This window comes from Acinetobacter sp. YH12108 (genome assembly GCF_013419055.1).
Lineage (GTDB): Bacteria > Pseudomonadota > Gammaproteobacteria > Pseudomonadales > Moraxellaceae > Acinetobacter.
On sequence record NZ_VPAW01000034.1, the window covers coordinates 1 to 26,782 of the forward strand.

Here is a 26,782-nt window from a genome sequence, read left to right on the forward strand (position 1 = left end):
AAAAGCTCCAACAGAACCACCCATCGATCTAAAAAAACTACATGCAAAAATCGGTGAGCAGGCATTAGAAATTGATTTTTTAGAAGGTGTGTTGAAGAAACTGGGCCGCTTCAACCACAAAAGTTAATCGACGACTCACTTCAGATTTCAGTATCTAAGCAAGCTAAGCTGCTGAAAGTCTCCCGTGGTTGTTATTACTATCGCCCAAAACCTGTGAGTGCATCAGATCTGAAGCTGATGCGATGTATTGATGAATTACATATGCAATATCCTTTTGCAGGCAGTCGTATGATGCGTGATTTGTTGAATCGTCAAGGACATCATATAGGACGACGTCATACACGTACTTTAATGAAGAAAATGGGTATTCAGGCGTTATATTGCAAACCAAATTTAAGCCAGGCTAATCAAGCTCACCGTAAATATCCATATCTGCTCAAAGGGTTGGCTATTCAGCGCAGTAATCAAGTGTGGTCTACGGATATAACGTATATCCCTATGGCAAAAGGCTTTGTTTATTTATGTGCTGTGATTGATTGGCATAGCCGCAAGGTACTTGCGCATAGGGTATCGATTAGTATGGAGGTGGATTTTTGTATTTCGGCTTTAAATGAAGCGATTGAAAAATATGGTCGACCTGAAATATTTAATACAGACCAAGGCAGCCAGTTTACCAGTGATGCATTTATTGATGTATTGAAATCAAATGGCATTCAAATCAGTATGGATGGTAAAGGTCGATGGGTAGATAATGTGATGGTTGAACGATTATGGCGGAGCGTTAAATATGAAGAGGTGTATCTCAAAGCTTATAGCAGTGTCACAGATGCGAAAAAGCAATTAAGTGCATATTTTGAGTTTTATAATTTGAAACGACCTCATTCGAGTCTAGACAAAATGACACCAAATGAGTTTTACTATGATCAGCTACCCCAACAAAACAAGGTGGCTTAACTAGAGCGGAATATCACTTATAAATACGCTTTTAGTTGTTCAAACAAGTGGGACCACCTCTAGAGTAAAGTACTCTCGTACAATAACTATTGTAATGCTACTAATTAAGTTGCTTAAATCTAAATAATTAAACATAGCTGCAAACATGAATCTCAATTTTTTATTCGGCTTTATCATAATTATTGTTGGCGGTGGTGCAGCAATAGTTGCGCTTCGTTCAATGTTAGAAAATGAAATTTTTATGAAGGATAGTATATGGCTATGAATAATTCTAAATTCGATAAATACTTATTGCGCTCATTTTTAAAAAATACTGGACTTGCAATAATTTCAATTAGTGCAATAGCATTGGTTATATTTGCATGTTATGTGGTTTATATAGGAATAGGAAAAGCATCAACTTATGTATTCAATAACTTTGTACTAACTCTAAAAACTATTGGCTATATCGTATTATTTTTAATCGCTTTAAATTTAGTTATCTGTTTTATTGAAAATGTTATCAAAGAAGCCAATCAAAAAAGGAGTGAAGATAGTTCAGAAGATAATGTATGAGGGTAATAAAAAGTATCATACTGGCTTACTCTCAACACTTTGATTTTTTGGTCTTTATCTCCATCAAGTGTATTTTCTAAAATATAGTATGAATCTTTTACCCTCATACACTAAGGGGTTAAGAAAGGTTTCGGCAAGAAACGCCCCTCAACAAAACACCTACGATAAAAAAGTTTTAGTGATCGTGGTGATCTGTATCAATTACGTCATTATTGTTTGCATTAAACTTAGCCTGCTCTTTATAAAAATTATAGTCGGCATTGTCGTATACAAGCTCTTTTGGGTAAGGGATACCCATTTCATCAAGCTTTAAAGCGTAATAATGCGGTATTGGCTTGGTTGGATTGAAGTATGGTTCAGGGTAGTACTGAGTAACGACTTTAGCGGAGTAGGAATTAACGAGTTGATCTACATCGCTTTCTATTGTTTTTTGTTGGTCATTGTAATAAGAGTCAACAAGCTCTTTGTCTGAGTGGCTTGCTGCACAACCTGAAAATATTAAAGGTATTAAAATAGCGATAATTCTATAATGTTTCATTTTAAATAGGCCCAGGTGTAGTGTATATTTAATGGAACGTTAAAATACTTTTGATTATACATGACTTTTAAAGATGCTGTAACACCACCTTTTAGCAGAGGAAAAAGAGAACATAAGTTCTTGGCTAAAATGTTAAAATCTGAAAAAGATAAGATTAAGCTTTATACCAAAAGTTTAAGAAAAATTACTTTTAATGAGCTTTTAATTAGAGCAACTTTAATTTTAGTTGTGGTTTTTGCGTTAAGTTTTTGTATCTTTGGCGTATACCTATCTTTGAACGGTTTATTCTCAAAAGATGTGCATTTAGGAATGATTGGCATTATAGGTGATAGTAGTAGAATAATATTATGTACCATCTCAGCTATATTGTGCGCGGTTACAGCTTTCAAACTGTTTAAGAAAGCAAAAATTGACTGGAAAGAACATCAGTCATCAAAACGATATGCCAAAGCAATAACGAAAGAGTACCAGTCATTAAATAATTTGATTTTGGAACAGATTAAACAAGATAAAACAGGCAGTTATTGGCTGAACAGCAAAGAGATCCTGAGCATAACAGAGCAATACGAAGATAACATAAATGAAAACACAAAAGATTATCTGGTAAGTTTTACGCAAGATACGACTAAAAAGTATGTTAGGTTTTACATATATAATAATTCGCATATCTCTAATGGGTATACCAATGTTTTACATATACACTCGACTACTTTAACAATTTATTCACACTGTCTAAGTTATTCGGATTCGTTGAGTGTTAAAGACCTTTTAGATATTTCTGTTAAAAGTATTTGCATAAATTATTAGTTTTACTATAATACTTTTAAGAACAAAATTTAAATGTTTCTTACGACATTAAAAGAATGGGAGGCTTATAGCTTCCCATTTTTCTTTTTAAAATAACTATTATTTTTCTAAAACATCATTTGCCTTTTTCTCAAAACCCTTAACTTCTGCTAAAAGTTCTTCATTTTGGGCCATTGTGTCAGTAAAGGTCTGTTTCGAGAATTTAATGAATTCCAATGCATCATTGATCGATTGCTCTTTGCTTGGCTTCACGTACTTCGGGAGCTTATTGAATTCAGTATCCACATTTCTTTTGATCGCAGAAAAGTCTTTATCAAGCGACTCGAATGCTGCACTGGTTGACTCAAGCTGTATACGTTCAGAAACTCTATGGTCGATGTTTTGGAACACCAGGAACACACATACAAAAACTAAACTAGCAATTAAACTATTTTTTAGAACAACTGTATCCATTTTAAAACCCTTTAACATTTCTTTGATATTTTTAGTATAATCACTTTAATGTCTTTAAAATTTTTTTAAAAAATATGTCTAAAGCCTCCAACGTTGAGCTCTTAAACTTTTATAGTCTTGTTAAAGTACCTTTTAAATATGCTCACAAAGAGGTGTTGTTCTCCATTTCTATTTTATATTTTAACGGTAAAACTAAATCATACGTTCATTATCACAAATTTGAAGATGAAGAATTGCAGACTGTTCTAGGGTATGTGGTTTCGGAGAGTCTGGCGTGGACCTTTGGATCTTTGAAAACTGATAAATTCACTGTTAATCAGAATTTTATTTTCAATACTGTGCAAGAAGTGGAAAAAAGCCTTAAAGAACAAATAAATGCTGTATATAAAAGCACGGGTATAAATGCTAAGTTTTCCATGCAATATGCCTTAAAGGATAAGCCATCTGCAGAAAACAACGACTTATTAGAGAAGATATTTGCGATTGATAAAATGCTACCATTTGCTTTTACATTTAATATTAACGGCGGTTATGAAGTTGCATTAAAAGAATGTTCGTTAAAACTAATTAATGATATTGGGTTTTTCGCTTAAAAGTCCTTAAACTATTAAATACCACTTCATTAATACTTATTTTTAATTATAATGTGGGGTATTAGTAGTTTTAAGTTAGGTCATTAAGTAGTGAATAAGAAAACCCTTACCATAGCGATATTGTCAGTTTTACTATTTGGTTGTGATAAGTTAGAGCCTTCAAATACTGATACTGCATCTCAAGAAGAACAAATAGATCCCATTGAAAAGAAAGTTGAGGAACAAGTTCGCAAATATGATGAACGTGTTACCACTTACAATCCATCTAACTACAAATTACCTCAATCAAGCCTTTCTACCACCAACCACAAAGTAGCGTGTAATTTTGGTGTAGGGGGAGATCTACCAGCTTTGGCATCAAATGGCATGTTCTCACAGCCGTTATATCGTATTGAAGCTGAGCAGATCATGGATAAAGTTCAGGGCGATGTGATGTATGCCCCTTATTCAATCGCAACATCTGTTGAGGGTGATGTTTTATATGAATCTGAAATTGATAGCTTTGATCGACAGCTAAATACATTACGAAGTTATCAAATTAAATCATCTGAACAAAATATCATTTCGTCATCTGGCTTTTACACCAATTCAAACAAAGCTGTTCGTATGGCACCTATCCGCAGTTACCCGGTTGCTTATGTGAAGCGCTTGGACGGCGATATTGTTTCTACATCTATGTTTAATGATGCATGCGACAAAGAAGTAGGTGTACGTAACTACAAATGGCGCGAAATTGATGTGTCGGGCAAACCATATGCAAGTTTAGCATCCACTGTATCTGAGCAAATTGTTCGGGTGAATCAGTTTGGCATGTTCACCAGTGCATCAAATTTTTACAGCTACTTCAGTAGTGAGTTTGGCAACTTCTTGGATGCAAATAACAAGTTTAGATCCGCATTGGAGAAATCAGGACGTTTCCCTAAAGGTTCAAAAATCTACGTTCCATCTGAGATTAAAACGACTGATGAAACACTGGTGATTACGAAGAACCCTGAGCTTGAAATTACAGACTTCCAAAAAGACAAGGTTTTAGAGGCATACAACAAAGAGGCCAAAATACGGAATCTTGGCCAGATCGTATTCAAGGTCTACAACCTCAAAAACAATACTGTTTTCTATACACCATGGAATGAAACCAAGCACCGTGAAGCGGTCGAGTTTGAACCTATTGTTGTTATCGATGGCAAGGCTTATTCAGCAGTTTGGCATGTTCCTAATACTTTGACATTCAATGATTCGACCAGTGCTGGAAACTTAACGTATTACAACGCTACGGCGCATAACGCATTCGTCAATGCTGTTAAAGGTATATACCAAGGTCAGCAAAGCATGGTTGGTACAGAGCACGAAGATGATACCGAATATTCAATGAAGACTGCAGTTGAATACCAGAAAGCCCAGGCAGAGAAATAATATGGAATTAAGCACTATTGAAAAGAATACCGAAGCTCAAGACATTCAATCTGATGCGTATGACCAGCGTGTACATTCAGTATTGATAGTACCTGAACATGCCCTAAAAAAAATTGAGTCGATGATTTTGGCTACTGGTCATGTACAAAGTGACAGTACCAATCTTTTAGAAGTTTTAAGGCCAATGCCTGAAGAATTCAGAAAAGACGTTGATAACACCGAATTTACAGAAAAAGAAAACGGCGACATCGGTGATGCAGCCGTGGTCATTGTTGATGGTTTGATTCACGACACAAAACGCGGTGTTTGGATCTCTCAAAATTGGGGTTGTGGTAGTCCTAAATTCACCAAGCTTATTCAGGCTGGAGCTGAGCCACCAATTGAACTGATTGCCAAAAATAAGGGGGATAAGTTTAGTGCGACTTTAACGCACGAATTTCAAAAAGCGTATGAGCGAATGGGTTATACCCAAAAACAGGTCGGTTTTATACACATCCTATCAAATGGTGCACCAACGACTTTCTTTAACTACCTGAGTGACGAATTGCTGTGCAAACTGGAATTCATATCAGTAGACAACAACCGTTTAAACGCCTCACAAACTAACTTTTACAGTGCCGTAGAGCGAGGATCTGTTTCAGATTGGGGAGTGAGCTATCACAGAAAACCTTTTAACTTAGAAAATTACCCGATCAATTCTCTATTGGTGTCGGGATTAACAATAACTTTTATTTTGTACCTGATTTACAGCTATCTTTTTGGAGCTTAATAACAAATGAAATATTTAAACAGACCATCTCAAAACCGCGAAAACCATCATTACTTTAATCAACAACAGGGCGACAATAGAAAACAGCACAATCCGAACCATCATCACCACTCTATTAGCTTAAATGATGTATTTCGGTCGTTATTAGCCCTTACTCAACTAGACAAAGACATCCCGACATTGATCAAGCTTTTTGAAGAACAAGGGCTTGAAATATGCGAAACGCGTGTACGCACTTGGTCAACACCCGTGCATATCAACAATAGACCAATACCACACATTATTTTTGTTGGCTTTATGAAATTACTTGAGCGCATCAATGCTGAAGCGAAACTCAAAGATATTAATCTGTTTGATCTGTCAGAGATCTTGGACGATATACGCAACTAACAATTATGTGGTTTAGCTATGACTGAAGAAATAAATAGTAATGAAAAAAAAGATGGTCCTATTACGGATGTAGGTAAAAAGTTTGCTGGTGCACGTAAAGACAACCCATCACCAGACTTCTCAGGCAACATGAATGGAATTAAGTCTGACAGCCTAGTGACTAAAAAGGAATATTGGCAAAAGCCTGATTTTAGAGCTGATGCCCAATCTGGCCATAAACCTGTAAAACATGCACTATTATTTTCTTTGGTCTATGCAAACTTAACCAACAAGCCTTTAGGGGGCGGTTGGTTTAGCATAGGTCAAAAGCAATGGGATGATGCCTACATTGCTACGCTACACTTCTTAAAAAACAAATATGAAAGCTCACACTACGAACGTTTAGAACAACTGACAGACGACTTTAATGCGTACATGACCGTTAAGTTTGGTGCTGGACGAAGTGAAAAAGATATTTTAGAACGCTACTCAGCTGGACGACATACCAATCGCAGAGTTAAACACCCACTATCATTTAGTTCAGACACACGTTTACGCTTAAAAAACTTAATCCCTTTAGGATGGCCAGACGATCGTGTACTTGATACGGATAATTATGGTGCCAAAAAATTATTAAACACTGAGACTGGTCAACATAAGTGGTATGCCGTTAAATCCATTTCAGCAAAGCGGTTTCAAACACTAGATGATTGGACGGAATACGACACATTCAATGCAGCACTAGAAAAAGTAAAAACATTTTTTCAGCCAATTTTAGATGAACGAGTCATAGAACCCAAAAAAGGACGCGCAAAACCACCCAAAAGACCGCGCTACGACAGAGTTGAAGTGCGCGAGGGTAAGGACCATCGAAAGGGTGAAAACATCGATAGCCAGTTGCTTATGGACTATTTCAAATTTTCTGGAGTCGAGTTCGGCAATTGGGTAAATCAAAAGGAACGTGCATGGTTTCTGAATTGCACGTATGACTCACTAATGGATCTTGTCGAACTTCTAGGTCTACCCGTTACGTTCGCATCTTTAGGCGGTAAGCTAGGAATAGCATTCGGTTCGCGTGGCACAGGCGTTGATAGCGCAGCAGCTCACTTTGAACCAGGTAATATGCTTATTCATTTGACCAAGACGCAAGGTGTTGGAGCACTAGCCCATGAGTTCGCGCACGGATTTGATTGTGTTTTGGCAAAACGAAACGGACTCAATAATAACTTTTTTAGCGAATACTTTCTTTACACCAGTAAAGGGCGTTACTCAGTACAGAATCATCAAGAGTCAGCATACAAACATCTTAAAGATGGCCAGACTGCAGATAAGTTTATCAAGCTGGTTAATTATCTTACTTTTAAGTCAACCAAATACCTTGATTACGAAGAAAGACAAGGCGGTACGGGCTTTATGAATAACGCCATGCACCTAGATCAATCACGGTCAATGTATTGGTCACAGCCAACAGAAATCTTTGCCAGACTGTTTGAATGTTGGGTGACGGATAAGCTGGCTGAAAATGATCAACAAAATGGGTTTTTGGTGCACGGCACAGAAGAGTCGGCAAATAGTTGGAATATGAAGTTAAGCGCATATCCAACAGGCAGAGAACGGGCAATTTTAGTTGATTTGATGGATGATTGGCTAAAAGCATTAGTGAGGTCGTGGACGAAATGAATGCAATCACTAAGACCTCAAAAAAAGAACGGATCTTATTCAATAATCCCAAAGCAACACGACTTTACAGGGAAGCAATAACAGAGCTTATTGCGTTTAAACCTTGGGAAGTTAACGCCACTGAGAATATGCTTACGATCTGCAACACCTACCGCTATGTCGTGAATAAACGTTGTTGTTTAGGGTACGAGTTTTGGTGTTACGACCGAAGCGAAAAAGAATGGGTACGTGTTAAGCCCTCAAGCGGTCGCCACAACTATGGGAAAAACTGGTGCAAAACAAATGACAAAAACAATGGTCTACAAGGCAGTAAAACGAGCAGATTTTGAGTATTCAAACGCAGCGCGTGGATACGTGTATCGGGGAGAGAAAATATCTGATGCTGAAGCGGAAAAACTAAAGCATAAATGGGCTAAAAAAGACCTGATGGACAATGCAAAAAAAGATGGATCGTTCACACCAGAATCATTAGAAATGTTCAAAACCTTGGTGAATCATGTATCACCACGGGAGTTGACCGCCAAACAGCAAGCTTTGACATACCATAGCCTTAAACGCTACACAGATTGCGTATTTAACCTTTATGAAGTCACCGCTAAACAAACACCTCCAGCAAAACTAAAACGACCGTACAGCATGCCTAGACTGGATGGTACGGATAACCCTTGGAACCAAGGCAAACGAGAAAACGATGTCTATATATACAAGGGGATTGAGTACAAAGGCATTGAAGCGGAAACAGCAATGCATAAAGTGGTGATTGCATCAGAATTAACGGCAATTGCCGGATTGGATAATCAGTTAGCGAATCTGGCCAACGAAACAGGTGTAGCGTTGTTTTCAGAATTTATTGAAGTTGCACACCAGAACAATGATTTAAAGGATTTAACATATGTAGTTTTTGATTATGTAAAACATCTAATTGTGACGATTGATCGCTATTTTGATTTAAAACTGAAATCTAACGTGTCGGTCAGTATTTCAGTGAACCGAGTAGCTGGCTATTCAAGGTATAGCATAGTTCAACGGAAATAGACGCACGAACGCAACCAGTGACATTACATGTGTCGTCAATGACAGCTTATGTGTCTCGAACGTGCACGTAATTTTGGATTGATTGGTTTGAATGCAGAAAATGTAAATTATGCAAAGTAACACCATGAATATAGCTGATGATTGTACGGTAGTACGTAGACCGTATCAAAGAATGACGACAGCTAACATGCTTAAGATTTGTTATAATAAACAAATTGTTAGTATCTAAACGACACATGAGCTGTCATTTTTTGGAAATTGCGACTACCCTATTCATTTTAATTCGAACTTTAACTTATGTTCACCTGAAGTCTAGTTAATAAAACTTTTAATAATTTTATTTATTATTTTCAATAACTTATATAAATAAAAAAATAATTATAAATTTTTGGTTCATGAACCTAATGAATTTATTGATACTTTTATAAAATAGAGTTAATTTGTCCGAGAGATATGGGTAGATATCTATTTTTGGTCTTTTTAGTGATTAGAGATATGACCATTGTCATCAAATTTTAAGGAATTCCTTAAGTTTTTTTCTTATAATTCAATAAAATAATTTTGAATACTCAAAAATTAAATGTAATATAAGTCACATTATGAACCGTTAAGTGAAATACGTTTTGCTTAAACGAATGATTGAGTTAGATCATCTAAATGATGATCGTGCTAGAAGACTCAGGTTTTACACCAAAATATTTGGCAGACTTTATTTTAAATACAATCCTAAACTGAATATAAAAAACCTTCGGAGGGCTTATTTGGCCAAACTAACCATCAACCTGAAAAAACTAAATTCTTACGCTAAGTATTTTTTCTAAAAGACACCGTACATATAGCATTACTTTATGTTAATAAAAATTTAGCATCATTTTTGACGCTTATTTGTTGTATGTGCAAAAGCAAGACATTTTAAATAAAGAATCTTTTAATATGAAAGTTACATATCCAGAGACAGGTATATACGAGCACGAACTCAAAGCAATTGATAAGATTAAAAAGGTCTTTGATCGTGGCGAAAAAACTAAAAACTGGCGAGCATATGCTGGTTTTGAATTTATGCATAAAAATGGAAAAAAAGCAGTAGCGAAAGGTAGTTCTGAGAAATTTGAATATGATCTCCTAATTATTACTCATGCAAACATTTTGGTCATTGAATTCAAGGACTGGAACGGTAAGGAAATTACAAAAGTTGCAGGAAAATGGTACGTAGGTAATAAAGAGCAAGATTCATGCCCTGTAGCTAAAAATGTAAAAAAAATGCAAATTATAGTTAATAAACTAAAGGATAAAGTTTCAGAAAAGAAAGCTAAGGGCATTACATTTCATTACCAAAGTGTTTCTCACTTTGTTGTCATGTGTGGTAAAGCAGATTATTCGCGCCTGCCTCCAGAAGATTTAGAGCACATTCTTTCGATAGATGAGTTTATACAATTAGCTCAACAGAAGAATTTTAATAATATGTTCCGCAAGCATCTGGAACGTGATGGTCGCATATATGATATTAAAAAAGAATATCACGCCATTATTGATGAAATTTTTGCGCCTGACCAAATTCAACCACGCTCTTTGATTATTAATAATCATGAACGAGGTGACTTGATCTTACCGCATCCTAAAAAGATTTATAGCGAGTATAAAGCGCATTCATTGACCATCGTTGGTGAAAAATCTTTAATGCGTTGTTGGGATTTTAATGAATTCAAGTTGAGTAACTCAAGAATGAGTCAGCCTCAACATCGATTCAACTTGATCTGCAATGAGCGCCGGGTTTTCCAAAAAATTAAAACAGAAAAGCCTGATCTTTATCAAAGTTGTTTGCACCCGATTACAAACCCAAGTCTTGATGACATGACATCAAAATATAATGAGTTGTATGAGTTGCCTGAGAACAGCTATCGAGTCAACGAATTCATCGGCGCTTATGCTGAGAAAATGTCTGAATCTGAGAAATTGGATTTATTCCAGATTTTGCTTGGTAAATTTAATCACCTACATCAAATGGGAATTACTCATGGTGATGTGGGTGATCATAGTGTGTGGATCTCTTATAAAAAGGAGATATTGCTATCCAATTTTTCGGCAGCAAATGATCAAACACAGCCCTCGAAAATTGACCCTGAACTGGCTAACGAACTCCCATTTTTGAATACAACAGCTCATCTTCCGAATCTTGCGCTGACAGCTGCACAAAAGGATGTGTATTGGTTAGGGCAGTTAATCCTTCATATTTGGAAGAATGCTCGACTGAGCCCACGTTCATTGAAAAAATTTAGTCTTGAGGAGCGAGATCAGAACCACTGGTTAGAGCGTATTTTAACACGAGCTTTGACAGGGAAATATGATAATGCATGTGCAGTATTCCAAGATTTCTTAGCTCAAAAACCTGCTGAACAAGTTAGTTATGAACTTGATGCAGATGTACTGAATCCATATTTAAATCAGACAAATACCTATATCAGTTACCCGATATTTGGCGCGCCTATTGATGCTAACCAAAATTTTACACTCTATGCATCAGGCAACATGTTAGTCAAAACATGGATGGGTAAAGTTGCATCTGCAATGACAACTTATCAAAAGAGTTGTTTTAAGCGATTCTTTGAAGAACTTAAAATGACGCAGGCTCTCAATTTGCCATACCTTCCTAAGATTATTGATTTTGGTTTATCAACTAGCACAGCATGTGTGTATCTAGTAACTGAAATGGTAAAGGGTGAAGCTTGGTCAACGGTTATTGAGGGCTTAACTGAGGATGAAAAAAATGAACTTTCACTTCAGTTATTGCATTCTCTGAAAAAATTTCATGAGCATGGCTTTCAACATGGAAACTTGGATGATGAAAAGATTCTAGTAGATAAAACAAACTTGAAAGTTAGTTTTAATGATTGCTTCCATCCTGAAGTACCACAACCTGATTCTTCTAATGCTTATTTCCCATCTGATATTGAAGATCCAACAGTCATTCAGTGTGACAACTTTACTGCATTGAAATTAATCGCAGATCTATACGATATAGACTTGGCTGTGGATGATGTGGCTTCAATGGATCCTACTTTATCCTGGCTAAATACAGCCTTGAGCATAGAAGGAATGGAAGATCCAAGTGTACGCTATATTGATAATTCTCGCTTTATAGAGGCATTTGAATGTAAGGGTGCTATTGTAAAAGAAGCTCCTCAGATTAGTATTTATACAAGTAAGGTTGAGACGCCCTTTACGATTTATCCCGAAAACGGCAAAGTTTATATCCAACTTGAGGCAGCAAGTGAGGGGGATTTTCGATTTACACTTAGCGGAATCAATGGCATGTTAAAAGGGTTTTATAAGCCCCATGAAAATCAATTAAGTTTCCTTGATTTTGTCAAAAAACAAGACCTGTGGTGGAAGGCTAGTAGGGATGCAGATCTGACTATTGATGTTAGCATTGAAGTCCACCCGATATCTGGGATGAGTAAGCGTGACAACATTGTAGAGTTAAATGACTTCTTAGCAAAAGATCAAAACTTTAAGGATGCTATTGAACAGTTTAAGCAAGCACAGCTCAAAAGGACTCAAGAGAAAGAGGAAACATTACGGGCTCTGCGTGAACAAAAAGCATTACAAGAAGAGATAGGCGATGTTATAGCTACTGATGAGCTTATGGCACAGCCAATGAGTCATCTGCCTACACATAGCCACTTAATTGATATTGAAACGAAAGAGTTGTGGAAAAAAGTCATGGCGACTGAGCGTCATGCACATCCTACAATCACTCTGTCTGAGCCGTTAAAGATAGTTTCGAGCAAACATTTTAAAGATTCAAAGAGTGCTATTGCATACTATGACTCTGCAGAAGATGTTTCAGCTAAATTTTCAAAGACCGATAAAGTCGATGTAATGTGCACTAAAGAAACTGGGGCGGGAGGTGATTACACTTTCTGCATAGGTACGGTGAATATTGCGCAATCAAAAGTCGGAGAATTGTGGATCGATTTTTGTAAAAAAACAAATGAAGTTCCTGAAGAAGCAACACTGTTTCTACAAAGCAAGGCAGATAAGTCATCTAATCGGAAACGTGCAGATGCTCTGACAAATATTCTGAGTAATAAGGCTGTCATTGAAAATCTCGTAGATTACTTTGAACCATCATTAGTGATTGAAGCAAAAGATTATGAGATTGAAGTGCCTGATGAAGATCTAGATCACTATAACAAATACAAAAATGGGGAATTGGTTAAAGCCCTCAATCCATTACAACGTAAAGCGTTCCGTAATGTGCTTAAGTATGGACCTGTATCACTATTAAAGGGACCACCAGGAACCGGCAAAACTGAATTTATCTCTATACTGGCTCACTATCTCTATGATAAACAAAATGTATCTAACATCTTAATTGTTAGTCAGTCGCACGAAGCTGTAAATACAAGTGTTGAGCGTATACGTCAGCTATGCACAGAGTATGACACACCATTAAGTATTGCTCGAATAAGCAATAAAGAGAGTGCTGTGTCTCCTGAATTAAAAGATGTCTATACAGGCTCAATTATTACGAGCCAGATAGAGCTGTTTAAGTCTAATATTAAAGAAAGAGTGCTTGAGCTTGCAAAAGATTTATCACTTGAAGCTGAATACTTGAGCGATCTTTATGAAATCAGAGTCACTATTTTAAATAGTCTTAAATCTGCGTATCAGTCAATCGACCAAGATGATCTTGATCAAAAGTTTAGTTTCTCATTAGAAGAGTATACCCAGGCTTTCAAATCAGCAATGCATAAGCTGAAGAGCATGTTTGACGGAAATCAAGACTTTTGGGATCAACTGGAAGACTGTATCAATGATAAAGAGATAACAGTATTAAACCAGTTAAATAAGATCGACATGATTACGTTCGCAGCACTTAATCAATACTACGGGGTATCTAATGAGGAAGGACTTAAAGCGAAAGCCTTGATCAATATTGCCCTAGATTATGAACCATTAATTGAAAGCCAAAATGCTAATTATGAAAGTTTTCTGGTCAAAACAAGGCAATTAGTCTGTGGCACATGCGTTGGTGTTGGCCAACAAAGTATTGGAATCGCCAATCACGTATTTGATTGGGTGATTATTGATGAAGCAGCACGTTCAATCGCTTCAGAATTGGCAATTGCAATGCAGTCAGGTGCACGTATTTTATTAGTTGGGGATCAAGACCAACTTCCTCCACTATATTCGAGCGATCATATAAAGGCTTTAGCTAAGCAACTTAAGATATCAGATGATGATTTGGAAGATAAATTACAAAGCGACTTTGGCCGTATCTTTAATTCACATTATGGACTAAAGGCTAGTTCAGAACTCTTGTCACAGTACCGAATGAGTCCGAGCATCGGCGAATTAGTTTCAGACTGTTTTTATGAAGGAAAACTTGAAACTGAAGTTGTCGATTCTCGTGGTTTAAGTGATGAAGAGCTGAAAGAAATTAAGTTAAAGCGGATTGTGCCTGATAACTATGCATCCGACATCGTAATAGAATTGAATTCAACAGTTACTTGGGTGGATACTGGGAATGCTGAGCATTTCAAAATGGAGAAAGGTAGTAGTATTTATAACCCACATGAAATTAATGAAATTATCGATTTTCTTCAGCGGATTGACCAAGACAAACTCTTGTTAAATAAATTAGTGCCAGAGCCTGATTCCCTTAAAGAGCCTGCTATTGGTGTAATTTGTACCTATGCTGAGCAAAAAAACCGGTTAAGAAAAGCCTTCTCTTTGTGTGAAGTGTCAGATGCATTGAGATCAATTGTGCGTATTGATACGGTGGATAGTTATCAAGGTAAACAGAATAAGATCATCATTCTCTCAGTTACGCGAAATGATCCAACTAAGTTTCCTGCATTTTTGAAGTCACCAAATCGTGTGAACGTGGCTTTATCTCGCGCAATGGATCGTCTTGTAATCTTTGGTGCGTCAGAAATGTGGCAAGGAGTCAACAGTAACTTACCTTTAGGACGCGTATTAAATTACATCAAGTGCCGTGAAAATCAGACTTTAGAATATCGATATATTTCAAAACGCGCCATTGTCAAAATAGTACAAAACAATCCGCACATTAATAAAAATAGATCAAAAAAATATAGAAAGGCAGGGGTATAACTCATGGAAAATTCACTAAGAAGCTATCATGACGTAGATGTTACATTGCCATCACAACTATTCAATGTGGCATTTAGCTATACCACAACAGATACCTTAGATTTTATTGATTCTATGGTATTGCGCCTATTGGTAATTGCACCACTTTCTGCTGAAAAAATAGCGCGGTTCTTAGGGTTATCTAATCATGAAACAGATGTGCTATTAACTAAATTATTAAAACAAATGCAGATAAAACATCTTGAAGATGATCGATTTGCTCTGACTCAGCGACTTGAGAAAGCATTCTCGGATGTTTGTGCAATTCCTTATGTAAATAAGATTGAGGACAATATTCAAAAGATGAGTTTTGAGATGATTGGCTTGAATCCTGAGCCAGTTAATCCCAACGCATCTGACAATGGGGCAAATTCAATTAAATTAGATGCTTCTAACCAATACCTTTCAAATGGTGAGTCTTTGGTTAGTAAGGAGTTTCAGAAAAATTTTCGATTTTATTTCAGCCAAGGATTAGTTAAGTTGAATCCATCAGTGGATGAAAAGAAGCTGCAACTGTATAAAATGAGCCAAGTGGAAAAATTGCGAGACCATTCTCGTCGTTTTACATTACCATTGACGCTTGATGAGAATTATACACCTACAGAGATTAGTGATTTTAATCACATGGAAAATCTTAACAAAATCGAAGATTCTCTTTACGCTGCTCTTAGATCAGCTAAGAAGCCACAAAATATTGAGGATATTCTAAAGGTACTCCATGAATTAGATATGGAGGATACTTTTTCAGTTGAATCTATTTTTAGCGAGAATAAGCTTAATTTAGATCGCTTATTTAAGCTAGAACACAAATCCAATGAATACTTTATCGGGCCAATATATTCTAAGGAAAATTCAGACCTGTTTTTCAAAACAATCAAACAATATCAAGACCAGAATAATGATGATAAACAGCTGTATTGGTTAGCTCCATCAGATGAATTTTGGGGTAAGTCAGATAGATTTAGTGATTTTATTGATCGTTTATCGACAACCACAATTACCAAAAACTTTAAATGCTTCTTACCAGTGGCATACAGAAATGATAAACAATCAATCGCAAGTTATAAAAAACTAATCACAGCTGAGGCAGGAGCCAAGCACTTTCTAACGTTTAAGGAAAGTAGTGTAGTTTTTGACGGTAATTTTGAGCTTTTGGTTATGAAAGACTCTTTTTGTGTTTTGATTATTCACGTTAGTGATTCATCCACAAATATTTTAACAACAGTGCCTGTGGGTATTATTGTCAAAAATAAGGCTATTGCCCAATCGTTTTATAAGTTTTTTGAAGACTTAGAGAACGATGGAGAGAACTTCTTTGGTTTATTAAATTCTAAAAAATAGAATAATCATCTTAAAAAGCTAGCAGATTTGCTAGCTTTTTTAAACTCAAATTAGAGTGGCAACAATCCAGACCAGACATTTCTACTTTGAAGTGGCTTTGTTGCACAAAGATTTGAAATGCAAAGCGCCCCTAATTGAGCCAAATTTAAGGCGTAACTTGGGTAAGTGGTCGACCTAATTCCGTAAATCTGTTAAGGACTGCTACACGTGCATGGATCTCATTCACTTGGCTATCAAAACTCCTTGCACTGAGTTTATCTCCTAATAATTTGATGCAATGCATCTTAGTTTCAACCAAACTTCGCCGATGATAGCCTGACCATTTTTTCCATAGTGTCCTGCCTAAACGTTTAATTGTTCGAAGTAATTCATTTCGCTCTAGCGAGCTACTCTTTGTATCTTTCCATTTTTTCTAGGTGGAATCACCGCATGCGCTTGCCGATCTGCAATGACCTGACGGCATTGCTTGGTGTCATAAGCCCCATCGGTATAAACAGAGTCAATCCGCTCATCTTGTGGAATCTGATTAAGTAAATCACCAAGCACCTGTGAATCACTGACATTATTGGTTGTAAGCTGAACTGCTCGTATTTGTAGGGTTTTAGCATCTATACCAATATGAAGTTTACGCCATTGGCGACGATATTCAGGTCCATGTTTCTTGCGTTTCCATTCGCCCTCACCTAGAAACTTCATGCCTGTAGAGTCCATGAGTAGATGCAGCCCATCGCTACTTTTTTGGTAGCTGATTACAATATCAATATGCTTTTGTCTTCTACAAAGCGTACTGTAATCTGGTGCGGTCCAATTTAATCCGCAAAGTTTAATCAGACTTTGCACAAAGCCAGTGACCATACGTAAAGATAGACGGAATAAGGATTTAATCATTAAGCAGCATTGGATGGCTGCGTCGGAGTAGATTTGATTTCGCCCTTGTTTGCCTTTTGATGGAGCATATCATTGCGTAGCAGGATCAAACCAAATGGCAATATTTCCTCGACTCATGAGTGCTCGGTTATATGCGGGCCAATTGGTTGTGCGGTAGATTTTGTGTGTAGGCTTCTTCATTTGAAAATTATATCGCTGAAAAACCCTTTACAGATAGGTTTGTGCAACAAAGCCATTCAGAATTGAAATAGAAAAATTTAAAAATAAATAACTTGGAAATAGATTTTATGATAAAATTCAATCAGCTATATTAATTTCTACACTTATGTCTGCACTACAAAAAATTAATGAAGATATGATAGTGAATCTTCCTAAGGGTGATTTACACGTTCATTTAAATGGAGCTATTCCAACAAATTTAGTTAAGGAATTATTAGCAAAAAATACAAATGGAATTCCCTCAAATTTTGATATTAATAAAGATTTAAATATTCTCGAACCACAAAAAAATCTGCAAGATTATTTAAAACCATGGAAAGTCTTAAATTTAATACCTAGATCGCAGAGTGATTTAAATAAAATAGTATTACAAACATTTTTTAGTTTAAAACGGCTTTGTTGTATAAACATTCTTCAAGATACTGATTTTTAAGGATTTGTTTAAATTTTAATCCAAAAATAAATTAAACAAAATCATAGTCTTAGATATTTATGCAACAAAGCCCCATTAGAGCTAAACTCCATTTACTAATGTCATATTTAAATCTAATGGTATGAAAGTACTATCAAATATACTGTTTAAATTACAGCGATTTCATTCTTGCTTCCATTATTTCGAATTTGAAGTCTTGGAACCATTGAATTATTTAAGTAATCATAAATAACCATTTCAGGATGATGCAGATCAAATGCTTGTCCAAACCATATACAAGCAGCATTGGATGCACATGGTAAGACATGAATTTTGGTAATTCCTTTATCTGTTAGACTATGAAATAACGCATGAATATCTTGCATGAAACTTAGTCCTCGTTCAGGATTTCTTATTGCTCCATTCCCCATATATTCTGGTTTAGCAGTAATATTAATTACCGGATGTCCTAATTCAACAGCCTTATTTTTAGAGGTTTCTGGATCAGCAGTGAGATTCAATCTAATAGTAATTTCAGTACAATCTTCTATTTCACTGAAATTATTAATTTCATACGCTTTGGTTGTACATATAAGATCAGGCCACATCCAACAACTTCCATCCCTATACATAAGCATAGGTATAAATTTCCCTTTATTTCCTAATTTACTTCCTAATGCTATTAGGCATGGCATAGGGCCGAAGCCAAAAATAGCTACTCTCTTATCATCAAATTTAGTTTCCCTAAGTAATTGTTCTGTTTGAACTTCAAATTTGAACCGTACCGGGTTTGTCGGAGAGTCAATATTCTGAGAGACTACCCCGATGACAAAATTAAAATATACCCCTGAAATCAGAGAAAGAGCGGTTCAATTATTGATTGAATCTGAAAAAGATTATCCTTCTACTTGGGCTGCAATCACAGCAATTGCGCCTAAGATTGGTTGTACTCCTGAAACACTTCGTGCCTGGCATCAAAAGCATTTAGATCAGCAAAATCCTATTAAAGTACAACAGATATCTGATCAAGAAAAAATGAAGCAAATGGAACGTGAAATTAAAGAATTAAAGCGTGCCAATGAAATTCTACGTAAAGCAGCCGCTTTTTTCGCCCAGGCGGAGCTCGACCGCCCACACAAATAATGGTGGATTTCATCCATAACAATAAAGATCGATATGGTGTTGATGCGATTTGTAGGATTTTACCGATCGCAGCTTCAACCTATTACCGAACTTTAGATCTCGCGGACAATCCAGAACATCGAGCGAAACGAGATCTACATGATGAGCATCATGCTGAACAAATTAAACGAATTTGGAAAGAAAGTTCAGGTCGATATGGTGTGCGTAAGGTCTGGCAACAATTGAAACGTGAAGGTTATGTTATCGCACGTTGTACAGTTGCTCGATTGATGCAGAAGCTAGGTATACAAGGTGTTTGGCGTGGTAAGAATAAACAAACCACCCGTAGCCGAGATGATCAAAAAAGAGCAGATGATTTAGTGAAACGTAATTTTAATGCTGATCATCCTGACCAACTGTGGGTGAGTGACTTTACGTATATTCAAACTCATTCAGGCTGGGTCTATACCGCCTTTATTATTGATGTGTTCTCACGAGCAATTGTTGGATGGAAAGTATCGACACGGATGAATACAGATATGGTGCTCGATGCATTAGAGCAAGCCTTGCACGATCGAGGCATGCCAAAGAATGTGATTCATCATTCCGATAGAGGTGTTCAATATCTTTCTATTCGCTATACCAATCGTTTAGAAGCAGCAAATTTACGAGCATCAGTCGGTACAACTGGTGATTCATACGATAATGCTCTGGCTGAAACGGTGAATGGCTTATACAAAACAGAGGTGATTGAATATTTAAAAGCAGATTGGCAAGGTTTAGCAGATGTACAACTTGCGACACTAAACTGGGTAGATTGGTTCAATAAAAAGCGTGTACACAGTGCACTGGGTTATGTATCGCCTTTTGAGTTTGAAGCAATGTACTATGATAAGATTAACCCGTTAGGTCAGGTGGCCTAACTTAAATAAAAAAGTCTCCGACAAACCCGGTACGGTTCAATTCTTCTAAAAAATACTTTTTATAGAACTCATCAGCTGAAGCTCTTAAATGAGCTGGTAATGGTTCATGAATTAGTGTCTTATCTTTATGCAAAATAGATTTTAATGGGAGAAGGCAGCTTGCAATATCACGTCGTGAAGGAGACTGAGGAATATTGCGATTCACGGGCCAGAAAAATAAATACACTGGCATAGGAGTAAAGCTTAAAGAATCTAATAAATCTTCGCATTGTGCTGTGAAATTACTTCTCATTTGCGAGAGTCTTGAAGCTGTATATTCTGCGCCAGCAACTTTATCAATTAACCTATGATGTTTTTCACATAATAATAAAATATTCGTTGGATCATCTGATAGTTGATATGAGAAGAAGGGGATACCGCGAGTAGAATTTTCTGATGCTGCAACATTATGAGCTAAAACGCCATATGTACCTTCAAATCCAGTTATTTCATCTATGTTTAATTTTGCACCACATCCTTTAAACATACATCGGCCATGACTTGAGAGATAAATCTGGTTTTTATCTTTTTCAGATAAATCGTTACCCCTACCTGTAAGATGCTCAAAATCAAAAATTCTTTTTATGAAATATTCTAATTGGTTTACAGGGTTTGGTTTTTGTTTAGGAATCTTTCTAGGAACAAAATCTACATCTTTAACTTCGCTCTCTTGAGAGGAGGTTAAATTCCATGTTTCTTTTAACTTTTCAAAATCATGTAGAGTGTGGGCATCAATTATGTGACCTTGAAGAAAGCGTGCATAAATGGAAATTTTTTTGGCAAGCAATCTTCGGACAAAAGTTAAAGTATCATCATAATTGAGAATTATACGGAAAAAACTTTCAGGGCTTTTATTTTTCAATAAGACAAAAATTATATTTTTACGTTCTTCATCAACTAATACACCTAATGAATCTATACAAATATGCTTTAAAATTTCTTCTATATATTTATTTGCATTTGATAAATCATCTATTGCTGATAAAGAAGTCTGTAAACTTAGGGATGGGTCTAGTTGCATTTTCAATTTAACTCAATATAACCTAACAGTTTGATTTTAAAATTTTTTCTACCAATCCAGATTCCAGTTTTTACTCTTCCGATTATTAAATATAAAACTGGGTCATTAAGATTGGTAATGCCATTTAGAACAGTATCTATATCCCTTAAATCGGTTGGAGAGGGTGTTGGTACATCTTCAGGATGTGTATGCCATAGGCCTTGAAAATTATAGAATTTTTTAGATTCGTTCCAAGCTTGTATTAAAGCATATTGGTGGGACTTTGACCTAAAGAAAGACATACGTGTTTGACAGTCTCCTTCCATAGGAGAGGTAAAGCTTTCAATGATTTTAGCTTTAGTTTCTATGTCTGTTCTTCCAATTAGAATGCCACCCGATTCTGGAGAATCTGATTCTAATTGTATAAATTGCTTTAAACTCTTTAAAACATTTGCTTGAATAATAAAGACTTGGCCTGTAGGTGTGTCACATTTAATCCTCCCTTGAGTTATGTATTGCAACATGGGCATACTTCTTTATAAATTTCTTTTAAATTCAATATATTAATTCCATTTGAATTATTTACTGAATTATAAAAAGGGGTAGTAATTATTCCATTTTTATTTGCATTCTGATTGTCGCCAGAAATAGAAACAAATCCTAATTGTTGATTCAGGACATATTCAGAAATATAGCTTGCTAGCTTCATGCAATTTAAAGAAGAGAAGGGGGTAAATGCACCAGCACACCCTGTAATATTTTTAGCAATTAGCTGTCCAGATTGTACATATTTATACATAGGGGTAAGACTTTTATTTGATTTTTCATCAAAATATAAGCAGTTTAAACATCCTACATGTTTATTATTGAAAGAAATAAAATGTCCACCTAAATCATAAGGTTCTAACCAGCCTATTATTACTTGAATGTTTGCACTTATTTCATAAATAGTTTTTACGAGAGAAATCTCAGTAGGAGTATGGCCAATTGCTATGATGATAGTATCAATATCTTCAGTAATTTTTGATTTTATCCAGCTTTCACCATGGCTTACGAATGGAAAAATAGTTAATCCGGGCCTTTCTATTAAAAACTTATTAGCTAAAGAAGTAGATTTATAGGTATTAACATACTGCAAACCTAAAGAATGACGATAAATATTATCTGTTTTTAAAAGCTCTGGATCTATGAAAGAAAATTTATTTACGCCTGTTTGAGCTAATATCTCTGCAATCTTTGAGCCTAAAGCCCCACATCCGATAATCGCTATATGTCTTGTTTTTTTCTCTTGCCCCGTTCTATTTAATAAATAATCTATCCACGCTCTTTGTGTTAAAGAGACTTTAAAGCCTTTGAAGGATACTTTTTCTTTGAAAGAATACCAAATGGCATAATAAAAAATCACATAAGCAAATCCATGTTCATTTGGAATTCCCACTAGGGCATAATGATTGCCTTGTTTTAACAAAGATCGTTTGTTCTCATTAGAGAGGGTATTAACAATTTTTAGAAAATAGTCCTCATTAAAATAATCTCCTATATCTGGTATGGGGAAAACAGAAGCATCTTCTAATAATATCTTATGAATTTTTACTTTTGTGAGCTGGTTGTGGTTTATGTAAGAACTATCGCCATCATCAATATGCTCTAATATTTGATGATTCCCTTTTGATGATTTTCTTAACCAACCATATAAATTAAATGTAGAAGTAGGGTCGCAATGTAATATTACATCCTCATTTATATTTTGAGTGCTGCCTAAATATCCTTCTAGTTCGTTATACAAGCTTACTCGGTTGTTTAATTGAAAATTAATAAAAGATTGCTTGAGTATATCTATAGCCCTTTCAAAGAATTCAGTAATAAGTTCTTTATGTCTATAGCCTTCAAAGTTTTCACCTTGATGATCCGTAGTACAAATTTCCCCACTTTGACTCACATGATCTAAGGCAGACATTGGTCGTGTCAATATTCTAAAAATGGGAGGTATCGTCCAATTAGCTCTATTTTGAAAAATTAGACCAAGGCAAACCTGTTGTGTATTAATGAGAAAATCAAATTTTAGATTAACCCAATCCTTAGTAATAGAAGTGACATGGATATTTTGAGCTCCATGTTCACTTAATAGCTTTTCAATATTGTCTAACTTTGGGTTATCAAAAAACATTGAGTTTTCCTAAGCAGATTTTCCTTCTTGAGTGTAATAAGTTTGTACTACTGGTTCGGACACTTCTTGTATTTCAGGGATAGGGAATTGTCTTCCAAAAGTTTTATTTAAAATTTTGCAAGCTTCTACTGTATCAGTTTCCTCATTTACAGCTTCTAAAGATGATTTTAAATCTTCAAGTTTTGATTTTAAGTGCTCCATTTGTTTTCGGGTCAATTTTTCGAGTAAGTCTACACCTTGATGTGCAGGTAAATTAATTACGAGTCTGAAGTAATACTCGTTATTTTCTGGATCAATGCTAAAGGTAGTGAATTGATCTAATACATTATTTACTATAGAAAGTAATACCTTATTATCATTCTCATAATCTTCAGCTGTTATATGCTCATATACAGCTGTAGTGATAGCAATACTCTTAAAAAAATCTAGACCTTTCTCATTTCGCCATTGTTTCAAGTAGCGAGTACATCGTCTAAACTGATGACGTAAATCTGAATCATCTTCAAATTTTCCCAAAATTGTATCGGTAAGTTCAGTAGGATTTGAAATATCCCAAGTCTTAAGGTCTTCAGAGGAGAATTCCTTACCTCGAGCTAGATACATATTGCCTTTGTCGTCTTCAGCGTAGATGGGCAGATCTACATGATAATCGGGACTACCATTTTTGAGATAAGTGACAGTTACGCAAGGTCGTTTGATCGTTACAGTTCTATTTGAATGAGTTAAAGCATCTCTAACAATTTTTTTAATTTCTACTGAGCCATATTCCTCTTTGTCACAATCTAATAAAACTCCTACATCAATATCATAATCTCCATTCTTAGGCTTAATCCCTGTGCCCAAGGCATAACTACCTTGATTAAAGTATTCAACAAATTGAGGACCATTTGGATCCTTTTTGAGTTCATCTTTTAAGGTGCTAATCAAAAGGTCACGTTTTTCACGTAATGTACTTTCTTCGTCATAACGACCTAATCGAATATTTGTGTGGAACTTAGCATAGTGTTTTTGTGGATTCGCCATATTGTTGTATTCCTGTAGTGCTTTTGTTGTTATGGGGATCTCCTATATTAAATACAAGTTAAGACATTAAAAAAAATAGAATTTTTAAAGGGAAAATTTAATCAAAAAATATTTAAACAAACGATGAGATGTATCAATCTCCAATTTTTAGCATTCCTTCCCAACTAAAATAGTTTTGAGTCAAATTCTTTCTGGACATCGCCCATACACGACCATGCATCTTGCAAGGTCCAATTACGGCATCGCCAGCACAGAGTAAAAAGAATGTTCAAAATAAACAGTCTAAAAATTCTGAATAGCCTTTTAGAACAGAGAGTTAAGGCACACAATTTAAAATAGTCAGTGAGCCTATCAAAATCCTCATGTATGAAACCTAAGAAGTTCCACATTTTTCTGGGTATACAAGCCTAAATTTTATGGAAAGAATTCATATGCTGCTCCTTTAGCTAAAAGAGTATTCAGCTTACGATTCGTGGTTATTTTCAACAGTGCCTTCTGGTAAGGGTCGGCACCTGCACATCAAAAAAATCTCCCCCCAGAGTACGGCTGTTTCTATCGGGGGTAGAATATTCATTCTGTTACTTTAGACTATAGCCTAACGGAACAAAATAAAGTCTTAAAAAGCAACTCAAAAACCGTATTTATAGACTTAATATTTAATTTCGGTACAATATGTATTTAATTATCTAAACTCTAACGGTACAGAATGCCTAATCAGGTCGGATATATTCGAGTCAGTTCAACTGAACAAAATACTGAACGTCAATTAGATGGAATCAGCCTGGATAAGACCTTTACTGAAAAGGCAAGCGGTGGTAGCCGTGAACGTCCTCAGTTAAATGCAATGCTCGACTATCTGCGTGAAGGTGATACGGTGCATGTTCATAGTATTGATCGTCTGGCACGTAATACAAATGATCTGAACGAAATTGTGAATAGTCTGAATGATCGTGGTATAACCATTATTTTTCATAAAGAGAATTTGACCTTCAGTCATGATGTAGCACAATCGGCAATAAATAAACTCATGTTTCAGATGCTTGCTGCATTTGCAGAGTTTGAACGCTCCATGATCCGTGAGCGTCAAAAGGAAGGAATTGCAAAAGCCAAAGCGAAGGGCTTATATAAGGGAAGAAAGCGGAAGGTTGACTATGTTGAAATACGAAAAGCAATGGCTGAAGAAAATTCAACATTTAGAGGTGTTGCAGAAAAGTTTAAAGTAGGGATAGCAACAGTACAAAGAGCTTTAAAAGAAGAAACTAATAATCAATAAGGTTGATTAATGAAGACGCTTAGATATTCAAATTTAGAAAAGATCATGACCATTTATACTGAAATTTCTACTTATATTACATTTCATAATGCGACTGGTTTAACAGATATAAATAAATCAATGGAAGATTTTTGAACCGTACCGGGTTTGTCGGAGACCAAGCTTTCTGAGAGAATGTCCCGATGAAAAAAGTAAAATATACCCCTGAAATCAGAGAAAGAGCGGTTCAATTATTGATTGAATCCGAGAAAGATTATCCATCGAATTGGGCTGCGATCACCGCTATTGCTCCCTGAGCAGTATACTGCGCAAGGGTTGTACTCCTGAAACACTACGTGTTTGGTATCAAAAATATTTAGATAAACAAAATCCAGTTAAAGTACAGCAGCTTTCAGACCAAGAACGTATCAAACAACTCGAACGCGAAAATAAAGAACTGCAACGCGCCAATGAAATTCTACGTAAAGCAGCCGCTTTTTTCGCCCAGGCGGAGCTCGACCGCCCACACAAATAATGGTGGATTTTATCCATAATAATAAAGAGCTGTACGGAGTCGAGGCGATTTGTAGAATTTTACCGATCGCACCTTCAACCTATTACCGGACTCTAGATCTCTGTGAAAATCCAGAACATCGAGCAAAGCGAGATTTACATGACTTGCATCATGCTGAGGAGATTAAACGAATTTGGAAGGAAAGTTCAGGTCGGTATGGTGTACGTAAAGTCTGGCAAAAACTGAAACGTGAAGGCTATATTATTGCGCGCTGTACTGTTGCTCGATTAATGCAAAAGCTAGGTATAAAAGGTGTTTGGCGTGGTAAGAACAAACAAACCACCCGTAGCCGAGATGATCAAAAACGAGCGGATGACTTGGTAAAACGTAATTTTACTGCTGATCATCCTGACCAACTGTGGGTGAGTGACTTTAGTGTGCCGCAGCAAGCGGCGTAAGAGATGAGGGTATGGCCCCTCGCTATCGGCTTGCAGGAGCAGGTAGCAAACCACCATAAGCGGCTTGGATCAAAAGTCCCGGTCGTGAGCGTTATGGAA

20 protein-coding genes, 3 pseudogenes and 2 other annotated features are annotated in these 26,782 nt (G+C 36.0%); of the genes and pseudogenes, 15 read left to right on the top strand and 8 right to left on the bottom strand.

Translation table 11 applies throughout. The features are described 5' to 3' along the window. Together FTU46_RS15305 and FTU46_RS15310 are read left to right on the top strand one after the other, a co-directional pair. Nucleotides 1-954 (top strand): annotated as a pseudogene (locus tag FTU46_RS15305) (IS3-like element ISAba14 family transposase); the annotation flags it as partial. A 255-nt stretch (nt 955-1,209) separates the two neighbouring features. Next, on the top strand, nt 1,210-1,509 hold the full coding sequence (locus FTU46_RS15310; RefSeq protein WP_005005752.1) for a hypothetical protein: 300 nt from the start codon (nt 1,210-1,212) through the stop codon (nt 1,507-1,509). 175 nt (nt 1,510-1,684) lie between these two features. Here FTU46_RS15310 and FTU46_RS15315 read toward each other — a convergent pair whose 3' ends face one another. Next, entirely contained in the window at nt 1,685-2,047 is a 363-nt protein-coding gene (locus FTU46_RS15315; protein ID WP_005005750.1) for a hypothetical protein, read from the bottom strand. A 60-nt stretch (nt 2,048-2,107) separates the two neighbouring features. Between FTU46_RS15315 and FTU46_RS15320 the strand changes: the two genes are divergently transcribed. Next, complete coding sequence (locus FTU46_RS15320) at nt 2,108-2,854, top strand: hypothetical protein (protein WP_005005749.1); 747 nt, start codon at nt 2,108-2,110, stop codon at nt 2,852-2,854. 99 nt (nt 2,855-2,953) lie between these two features. Here the strand turns inward: FTU46_RS15320 and FTU46_RS15325 are convergent, their stop codons facing one another. Next, entirely contained in the window at nt 2,954-3,307 is a 354-nt protein-coding gene (locus FTU46_RS15325; protein WP_005005748.1) for a hypothetical protein, read from the bottom strand. A gap of 74 nt (nt 3,308-3,381) precedes the next feature. Here FTU46_RS15325 and FTU46_RS15330 point away from each other — a divergent pair, with 74 nt between their 5' ends. From FTU46_RS15330 to FTU46_RS15365, 8 genes are all read left to right on the top strand, one after another. After that, on the top strand, nt 3,382-3,900 hold the full coding sequence (locus FTU46_RS15330) for a hypothetical protein (protein ID WP_180058716.1): 519 nt from the start codon (nt 3,382-3,384) through the stop codon (nt 3,898-3,900). 90 nt (nt 3,901-3,990) lie between these two features. Beyond that, on the top strand, nt 3,991-5,313 hold the full coding sequence (locus FTU46_RS15335; protein ID WP_180058715.1) for a hypothetical protein: 1,323 nt from the start codon (nt 3,991-3,993) through the stop codon (nt 5,311-5,313). A gap of 1 nt (nt 5,314) precedes the next feature. Next, complete coding sequence (locus FTU46_RS15340) at nt 5,315-6,082, top strand: hypothetical protein (protein WP_180058714.1); 768 nt, start codon at nt 5,315-5,317, stop codon at nt 6,080-6,082. A gap of 6 nt (nt 6,083-6,088) precedes the next feature. After that, nucleotides 6,089-6,472, top strand: coding sequence for a hypothetical protein (locus FTU46_RS15345; RefSeq protein WP_042892771.1), 384 nt, complete (start codon nt 6,089-6,091; stop codon nt 6,470-6,472). A gap of 18 nt (nt 6,473-6,490) precedes the next feature. Continuing rightward, nucleotides 6,491-8,131, top strand: a complete 1,641-nt coding sequence (locus FTU46_RS15350; RefSeq protein WP_005005743.1) for an LPD1 domain-containing protein — start codon at nt 6,491-6,493, stop codon at nt 8,129-8,131. 228 nt (nt 8,132-8,359) lie between these two features. Beyond that, nucleotides 8,360-9,166 carry a hypothetical protein gene (locus FTU46_RS15355; RefSeq protein ID WP_010591556.1) on the top strand — a complete coding sequence of 269 codons (807 nt, stop codon included), beginning with the start codon at nt 8,360-8,362 and terminating at the stop codon, nt 9,164-9,166. An 894-nt stretch (nt 9,167-10,060) separates the two neighbouring features. Then, the gene (locus FTU46_RS15360; RefSeq protein ID WP_005005740.1) at nt 10,061-15,286 is read left to right on the top strand and encodes an AAA domain-containing protein; all 5,226 of its coding nucleotides are present in this window, start codon (nt 10,061-10,063) and stop codon (nt 15,284-15,286) included. Nucleotides 15,287-15,289: 3 nt separating this feature from the next. After that, complete coding sequence (locus FTU46_RS15365) at nt 15,290-16,666, top strand: hypothetical protein (protein WP_005005738.1); 1,377 nt, start codon at nt 15,290-15,292, stop codon at nt 16,664-16,666. Nucleotides 16,667-16,811: 145 nt separating this feature from the next. On the opposite strand, the pseudogene FTU46_RS15370 reads toward FTU46_RS15365, so the two are convergent. Continuing rightward, nucleotides 16,812-17,734: pseudogene (locus FTU46_RS15370) on the bottom strand (IS5 family transposase). A 145-nt stretch (nt 17,735-17,879) separates the two neighbouring features. Between FTU46_RS15370 and FTU46_RS15375 the strand changes: the two are divergent. Further along, a complete protein-coding gene (locus FTU46_RS15375; RefSeq protein ID WP_005028412.1) occupies nt 17,880-18,206 on the top strand; it encodes a hypothetical protein in 327 nt (108 codons plus the stop codon). Between the two features lie 146 nt (nt 18,207-18,352). Here FTU46_RS15375 and FTU46_RS15380 read toward each other — a convergent pair whose 3' ends face one another. Further along, entirely contained in the window at nt 18,353-19,042 is a 690-nt protein-coding gene (locus tag FTU46_RS15380; protein ID WP_257221274.1) for an SAVED domain-containing protein, read from the bottom strand. Here FTU46_RS15380 and FTU46_RS15385 point away from each other — a divergent pair. Next, a protein-coding gene (locus FTU46_RS15385; RefSeq protein WP_123015331.1) for an IS3 family transposase occupies nt 19,011-20,230 on the top strand; the annotation gives its coding sequence in 2 pieces (ribosomal slippage) (nt 19,011-19,287 and nt 19,287-20,230; 1,221 coding nt in all). The two genes, FTU46_RS15380 and FTU46_RS15385, sit on opposite strands and share 32 nt — an antisense overlap. Continuing rightward, nucleotides 19,286-19,402: a sequence feature (AL1L pseudoknot), on the top strand. Its footprint overlaps the gene before it by 117 nt. A gap of 1 nt (nt 20,231) precedes the next feature. On the opposite strand, the gene FTU46_RS15390 is transcribed toward FTU46_RS15385, so the two are convergent. From FTU46_RS15390 to FTU46_RS15405, 4 genes are read right to left on the bottom strand one after another with little or no spacing between them, the layout of a single operon-like run. Then, the gene (locus FTU46_RS15390) at nt 20,232-21,290 is read right to left on the bottom strand and encodes a hypothetical protein (RefSeq protein ID WP_257224670.1); all 1,059 of its coding nucleotides are present in this window, start codon (nt 21,288-21,290) and stop codon (nt 20,232-20,234) included. A gap of 2 nt (nt 21,291-21,292) precedes the next feature. Then, complete coding sequence (locus tag FTU46_RS15395; RefSeq protein ID WP_005006362.1) at nt 21,293-21,793, bottom strand: Mov34/MPN/PAD-1 family protein; 501 nt, start codon at nt 21,791-21,793, stop codon at nt 21,293-21,295. Further along, a complete protein-coding gene (locus tag FTU46_RS15400; protein WP_005006360.1) occupies nt 21,778-23,436 on the bottom strand; it encodes a ThiF family adenylyltransferase in 1,659 nt (552 codons plus the stop codon). Before FTU46_RS15400 ends, FTU46_RS15395 begins: the two co-directional genes overlap by 16 nt. 9 nt (nt 23,437-23,445) lie before the next feature. Next, the gene (locus FTU46_RS15405) at nt 23,446-24,459 is read right to left on the bottom strand and encodes a nucleotidyltransferase (protein ID WP_005006358.1); all 1,014 of its coding nucleotides are present in this window, start codon (nt 24,457-24,459) and stop codon (nt 23,446-23,448) included. Between the two features lie 706 nt (nt 24,460-25,165). Here FTU46_RS15405 and FTU46_RS15410 point away from each other — a divergent pair. Both FTU46_RS15410 and FTU46_RS15415 read left to right on the top strand, forming a co-directional pair. Further along, nucleotides 25,166-25,732 (top strand): recombinase family protein, encoded by a 567-nt coding sequence (locus FTU46_RS15410; RefSeq protein ID WP_006581699.1) that lies wholly within the window; start codon nt 25,166-25,168, stop codon nt 25,730-25,732. Between the two features lie 182 nt (nt 25,733-25,914). Further along, nucleotides 25,915-26,671, top strand: a pseudogene (locus FTU46_RS15415) (IS3 family transposase); the annotation flags it as partial. After that, nucleotides 26,204-26,320, top strand: a sequence feature (AL1L pseudoknot). Its footprint overlaps the pseudogene before it by 117 nt. Nucleotides 26,672-26,782 lie beyond the last annotated feature (111 nt).